The organism is Sphingomonas sp. 66-10, from assembly GCF_001897045.1.
Lineage (GTDB): Bacteria > Pseudomonadota > Alphaproteobacteria > Sphingomonadales > Sphingomonadaceae > Sphingomonas > Sphingomonas lycopersici.
This window is the reverse complement of record NZ_MKRR01000112.1, coordinates 4,035-8,637: the sequence shown is the minus strand read 5'-3', so window position 1 is coordinate 8,637 and position 4,603 is coordinate 4,035. Positions and strand designations below refer to the sequence as shown.

General features: G+C 61.9%; 5 protein-coding genes. 1 reads left to right on the top strand and 4 read right to left on the bottom strand.

What is annotated here, in order from left to right; genetic code table 11:
• Window positions 1–114 precede the first annotated feature (114 nt).
• From BGN95_RS11900 to BGN95_RS27120, 4 genes are all read right to left on the bottom strand, one after another.
• On the bottom strand, window positions 115–270 hold the full coding sequence (locus tag BGN95_RS11900) for a hypothetical protein (protein WP_286772716.1): 156 nt from the start codon (window positions 268–270) through the stop codon (window positions 115–117).
• Between the two features lie 577 nt (window positions 271–847).
• Window positions 848–1,876, bottom strand: coding sequence for a choice-of-anchor A family protein (locus BGN95_RS11895; protein WP_353744701.1), 1,029 nt, complete (start codon window positions 1,874–1,876; stop codon window positions 848–850).
• Between the two features lie 218 nt (window positions 1,877–2,094).
• Complete coding sequence (locus BGN95_RS11890) at window positions 2,095–3,063, bottom strand: FecR family protein (protein WP_286772715.1); 969 nt, start codon at window positions 3,061–3,063, stop codon at window positions 2,095–2,097.
• The gene (locus BGN95_RS27120; protein WP_353744700.1) at window positions 3,060–3,548 is read right to left on the bottom strand and encodes an RNA polymerase sigma factor; all 489 of its coding nucleotides are present in this window, start codon (window positions 3,546–3,548) and stop codon (window positions 3,060–3,062) included. The genes BGN95_RS11890 and BGN95_RS27120 overlap by 4 nt, the downstream gene beginning before the upstream one ends.
• Before the next feature lie 275 nt (window positions 3,549–3,823).
• Here BGN95_RS27120 and BGN95_RS11880 point away from each other — a divergent pair.
• On the top strand, window positions 3,824–4,603 hold a 780-nt coding region (locus BGN95_RS11880), incomplete at its 3' end, for an STN domain-containing protein (RefSeq protein WP_286772713.1).

Here is a 4,603-nt window from a genome sequence, read left to right as displayed (position 1 = left end):
CATGGAGAGGGCGGCGCGCTCCTGTCCGGACCCGGCGGCCCCGGATGGACCGGGCGACGTTGGCTTCATTTGAGGTTCGATCATTCGCGACGTCGGCGCGCAGAAGCTCGCAGCTCAGATGGTTTTGCCGGTCGTCGCGAGCCTCGCGGCATAGAGATCGGCAAACTGGCGATGGACGCGCGCGACGCGCGGGTCGGCGGCGCTGAGTGCCATTTCTGCCGATTTGCGCTGTCGTGCCGCCAGATAGTCGCGTTCGGCAAGCTGCTCCATCACCGTGTTCCCCCTTTTAAGCGGCAGCAATACATCTGCTGACCATCGACGCCGCGCATGTGCCTCATCGGCGTCAATGCGGATAATTGTAGGGGGCGAGGGTCTCCCGGCCAGCGCGAATTCTTACAGGGTTCCTCGCTTTGGCGCGCCAATCTGTCGTTCCAAGGCGTTTTTGCCATGATCAGCTAATCCAACGCAGGTCGCGATAGAGCAGGAATAGTTAGCCCCCTCGTCGCGCGGCGCCGATCAGTGCCGGCCGCGCCGCAGATCCGGGCGTCGACCGCGGTCGGCGGGCCGCAAGGTCGATCGAGATCGAAGTCTGCTGGTCAATTCGCCGATGCCATGCTCCTCGCCGAACATCACGTGCGCTCGGCATCTTCGATGCAATCCTTGGGGCCAATACGGGCGGCTCAACGAATGTGGACCAATGTCCGGAGCGAACGCATGCACAAATTGCCGACCGACCGGCGAGGCTTGGAGATCATCTGATCGCCGGCCAATCGAGGAGCGTCGCGCATTACCGCCTTTGTGGGGAAAGCGAAGCTTGGGCGGTCCGGCGCCGGTGGACGCGGGTCGCTCAGCCAAGACCCCGACGGCGCGCCCCACGATAGCGTATCGCACTACCGATCGCGCCGAAGCCGAAGATCATCATCGCCCAGGTCGCCGGTTCGGGGACGCCGGCGGCGGCGGGTGGCGTAAAACCGCCGTTATAGGTGTTGAGGTGGATCTCGCCGCTCTGGATCAGGCTGCCAAACACCGCCGATCCCTCGATATAGTTGCCGATCGTCCCCGCCGCTTTCGGTGCCAGCACCGACCCCTTCCAGGCAGTCGAAAGGTTCAGCGCTGTCGCGTCGGCAAAGTTCCAGATCACCTTTTCGCCGAGATATTGCGAGTTGCCGAGGAAATTATCGTTGAGCGTGATTGCCGTGCCGCTCACATTGACGATGACGGTGCTGGCGCCGTTGAGGTTAAAATTAACCTCGCCGAATGTGCCGAGATCCGCCGCGGTAAGCGAATATACCGTCACGCCATTGGCACCTGGTGCGGCATTGAAGGTCGCGCGATTGCCGGCGATCGACACCAGTGCGTTGGACGCCAGACCGGCATATGCCGCTGACAAATCGTACATACTGCTGGTCAGTGCGTTTTTCTGGTCGGTGAGCCCCGCAGTGAATCCCGGCGTTGCAGCCTGATTGGTGAGAATCACATTATTGTTCTGGTTGGTGTTCTGGATCGTGCCGCCAACTTTAACCGTTTGCGCCGGGCCGTTGAGGTTGAACCCGCTCGTCACATTGCCGCCGACGACCGCCCCGGCACCATTGTTCAAATTCTTGGTCCCGCCGGTGACATTGCCTACCACGGTCAACCCCGACCAGCCGTTGCTCGACGCCGCTGGAGTCCGGATCTGATAGTTGGACGAATTGCCCGACAGGTTGCCGCCGACGAACGTTCGCCCTTCGACTTCAGAGCTGGAGACGAGATCGCCAAGTACGATCAGGTTCCATTCCTTGAGCGCATCGACACCGGTTACCACGGTGGCGGCATGCGCCGGAAGCGGGCAGAGGACGAGGCTGGAAAGCGCGGCGAATCGGAGCATTCTGATCATGCCGGCCCCATGGATTAATCCGCGATCGTCGTCATTGCTCGATCGCGGTGTGATGTACCAGAATGAAACAGATCGCGTTCGCAGCGCGGCTGCGTGAAGCGACGCGGGAGCGCGCGGGAGACGCCGTGGACCGGCGCGTAAGCGGAGCCCTCGCCTTTTCCACACAAGTAATTGATATTTCTCAAGATCTGCCGGTACTGCGGGGGGCGCCAGTCAAATCACCCATGCGGCGGCACACCGATACGGATTTCGGCCGGCTCTGACAAACTGACCGGCACGCGCAAACTGTCATGGACGGCTATCGCAAACGATTCGGGATCTTCGGCTCGGAACACGCCATGGAAGCGCTCACCAGCCACGGCGGGGTCGACAATCACCAATTGCCGTTCGTTGTAGCGATTGAACTCCGCCACGGCCTGCGCAAGCGTTTCGCCTTCCAGATCAATCCGTTGCTCGCGCCAGGCCAGGCGCCGGTCCACGTCCACCGTTCCGGCATCGGCGATCCTCCCGCTATCGGCGAGGAACGCTCCCTGGCCTGCCGACAGCGTAATCCGCTCCTTGGGCTGAAGCTCGCTCCAGATCTCGACGCGCCCCTCGCTGACCTCAATACGCGATCCCTCGTCAAGGCGCCGAACGGAGAATGCAGTTCCTACCGCGCGAACGCGCACGGGCCCTGCTTCAACGACAAATGGCTTGCTGCGATCATGAGCAACCTTGAACCAGGCTTCGCCGGTATCGAGCCGTACCGTCCGACTCGTGGCGGCAAGTGTTACATTGATCCGGCTCTGGGTGTTCATCACCGCCATCGAGCCGTCGGCAAGGGGAATCGAGCGAACCTCGCCGCGAATCGTCGCGTACGATCGTGTTCTTTCTTCCAGCACCCATATGCCCGACACAGCCAAACCGGCCGCCGCCGCTATACCGAGGGCGCGGCGGCGCGTGATCGCGTGACTGGTCCTTTCCGGTACCCGAGCGGGAGTCGCTTCGTCGAACCCCGACTTTTCTGACAATATTGTCTCGGCAAGACGGGAGACGCCCTGCATCTGCAGCAGGGCGCCACGGCGGCGGCGATCGCCCGCAAGCCATTCCTCAAGCTCGGCAAGCGTCTGCGCATCCGGATCCTCGCCCAGCCGGATTGCCCAGCGAGCCGCATCGCGCTCTATTTGTGCCGGTGATTCCCGTGTCATGGACGCCGCGCCCGCTTGCGCTCGCGCAACGAGGTATAATGTTCGGCGATCTGTTCGCCCTGCTGCCTCAACGCCTCGATGATCAGCCGCAATCCGCGCGCACCTTCATTCTCCACGATCGTCTCCGTGACGCCCAATCGCCGGGCGATATCCTTTTGCGAGAGCCCCTCGATCTTGCGCAGCTCGAAGATGAGGCGACAGCGTTCGGGCAAGTCCGCAATCGCCTTGCGCACGCGATGATATTCGCGACGCCCGTCGGCGATCCGCTCGGGTGTTGGGGCCTCATCCATGCCCGCGATCACGCCGATCTCGGATACCGTTTCGATATTCACGACCCGGTTGTGACGAAGCTGACTGATCAGCAGATTGCGCACAATGCGGAAGAAAAAAGCCGCGGGGCGCTCGATATGATCGAAGCTGGGCAACTCGGTGATATGACAATAAGCCTCCTGGATCAGATCATCGCGATCATCGGGTGCAACCATCGCCCGCGCCAGCCACGCGCGTATCGTCGCCTCGTGCGGCGTGATTTCAGTGGCGACCCACTCGATCAGCCTCTGTCTGTCGTTCGGTCCCACGCTCGTCGGTTCACCCTCTATGACCGGCCTTCATAGATCGCCTCATCGACAAAGACGCCCGGCGCGCCATTTTCCGTTTATCGGATTAGGCACGATTTACGGAAATCTCTCCGCCGCGCGTCGATAACTTTCGAGCACGCACGCAGCTCAAGAAGCCTACCATAAGCGTGCGGGAGGATCATATGTGCTTTGACACGCGGGCGCGTCGCGCCTTCCTCGCATCAGCATCGGTAGTAGCGGTCGTCAGCACCGCTCCTGCGGCCGCGCAAGTAAAGTCGTTCAATCTGGAGGCACAGCCGGCCGGCGCGGGCGTTGCCGCCTTTGCACGTCAGGCCAATGTCCAGGTCCTTATTTCCGACCGCGACGCAAAGGGGCGGCGCACCAATGCGCTTAAGGGGACGATGAGCGTCGAGGTGGGCCTCGTCCGCCTGCTGGCGGGCTCAGGCCTCCATTTTCGAAGGAATGACACCGGCACGTTTGTCGTGACGGCGGAAGATTCGCGCTCGACATCGGGCACCGCGGCGGCAGGCGGGGCGATCGCGCAGCAGGCTCCTGTCCCAGGATCGCAAATGCCGGATTCCGGGCAGGACGTCATCGTCACCGCCCAGAAGGTTCGCGAAAAGGTACAGGACGTTCCGATTGCGATTTCGGTGTTCACCGCAAAAGTGCTGAACGACCAGAAAATCGAAGGCGGCTCCGAGCTGTTGCGCGGGACCCCCAATGTGAGCTTCTCCAAGACCAATTTCGCAAGCTATAATTTTCAGATCCGCGGCATCGGCACGCAGGCGCTGTCGGTGACGACCGATCCGGCCGTCGCGGTCAGCTTCAATTCGATGCCGTTGGTAAGGAACCGCCTGTTCGAGCAGGAGTATTTCGACGTCGATCGCGTCGAGGTGCTGCGCGGGCCGCAAGGTACGCTCTATGGCCGCAATGCGACGGCGGGGGTCATCAACATGATCCCG